Below are 1,662 nucleotides of genomic sequence, written 5' to 3'. Positions count from 1 at the left end.
CCTCGACCTTTCATGACGGTCCGCCAGCTCCGTCGGCGGACCGTTTTCGTGCCGTGGACGAAGGCTGTGCAGGCCCAGGGCCCGAATGTCGCCTCGGGGCGGCGCCGGGTTCCACTGCTCCGAGCGTTGAGCTGCTGTCGTAGGGACGGGGATCCGTTGGTCAGCCGGGATTCGGCAGGAGTGCGAGCCGTTCGAGAGCTGTGGTGATGTGGCTGGCCCAGGGCCAGTGCCGGGCCAGGCGGAGGATCCGCCGCCGACTGGTGATCACGAGTTGTCCCGCCGTGGCGAAAAGCCGCAGCCGCAGCCGGCGGGGCTCCCAGAGCCTGGCCTTGCCGGTCAGTGCGAGCATCGGCATCCAGGCCAGCAGGTCCAGTGCGATCTGCACGATCTCCAGCCAGATCCGGTTCTGGGCGGTGCGGTGCAAAGGGAGATTCCGCAGGCCGGTGGCCCGGGCGGCCCGGATGCGGTCCTCGGCCCTCGCCCGCAGCCGGTGACGGAGCTCGAGCTCGGCGATCGGCCGGCCGACGGTGTTGGTGGCGAAACAGGTCAGCCGCATGCCGTCCGCGTCCGTGAGCCTCAACTGCGCTCCAGGGTGCGGCCGTTCCTTTCGAACGATCAGCCGCATGCCCTTCGGCCAGCCGTCCAGGACATCGCCGGTGAGTTCGGCGACCCAGGCGCCGTCACGGATTTCGCCGTCCGCCTCAACGGCGGGCGTCCAGGCCGACGCCGGAACCTTCAGCACGTGCTGGTGGATCGTGCCCGTGATCACCATGCCGACCGAGTAGGACAGCCACCGTCCCCGCCGGGCGAGCCAGGTGACGAAGTCGTGGGTGCCGCCCGCGGAGTCGGTGCGGATCAGGGTCTGACGTCCGCGCCGGTACTCCCTCGGCAGTTGAGCCAGGGCCAGATGGGTGGCGGTGATGTGGTCGGTGGCCGTGTTCGAGCCCGCGTTCCCCGGCCTGAGCAGGGCTGCCACCGGCTCTCCGGTGCCGCCCGGCCCGTGATCGACGAACCCCATCAGCGGGTGGTGGCCCCAGGTCCGCTTCCAGGTCGGGGCCGCGTCCTCCTTGTCCGAGTGCGCGATCACCAGCACCCCGTCGAGATCGACGGTCACCGTCCCGTCGGCATCGGGCGCTTCCCTGCCGGCCAACTGCCAGACGTGTCTGCGGGCTTCGGCCCGCGCGAAACGGATGGCCTGCAGAGCTCGGTCGCCGGAAGAGGCGAGGGTGTCGATCAGGCGGGAGACCGTCGGGTCGGAGGCGACCGGCCCGAACACGGCCGGCTCGGCCCGCAGCATGCCGACATCGGCGAGGCAGTCCCCGCCCAACGCCACTGCCAGTGCGACGTCCAGCAGGATCTTCCCCGGATCGTGGACGGCCCGCGGCCTCTGCCACGGCGTCAGCGCCGCAGATATAGCGGTGTCCAAACCGGCTTTGCGGACAGTCTCGACCAGCAGCACGCCACCGGCCTGCGAGACCACCGTCCGGCCGCCGCCCTCGATACGGACACGCGGGTACGACCCGATACGCTTCTTCACCTGGAGAGTGCTTCTTTCCATGCAGCCAACAGGACCCTCGACAAGTCCCATCGTTGCAGGTCAGGAGCACTCTCCGCTTATTTGATCAAGGCATGGACGAGCACGTTCATGAAAGCGCGAGGCTA

The 1,662-nt window shown here is 69.3% G+C and carries 1 protein-coding gene; it reads right to left on the bottom strand.

Going from position 1 to position 1,662, the window contains the following annotated elements; all coding sequences use genetic code 11:
• Nucleotides 1-160 precede the first annotated feature (160 nt).
• Nucleotides 161-1,537 (bottom strand): IS1380 family transposase, encoded by a 1,377-nt coding sequence (locus ACIBNA_RS45020; protein ID WP_399171292.1) that lies wholly within the window; start codon nucleotides 1,535-1,537, stop codon nucleotides 161-163.
• Nucleotides 1,538-1,662: the final 125 nt, after the last annotated feature.

The organism is Streptomyces sp. NPDC050164, assembly GCF_044459945.1.
Lineage (GTDB): Bacteria > Actinomycetota > Actinomycetes > Streptomycetales > Streptomycetaceae > Streptomyces > Streptomyces coeruleorubidus_A.
This window is presented reverse-complemented; position numbering and strand designations above follow the sequence as displayed.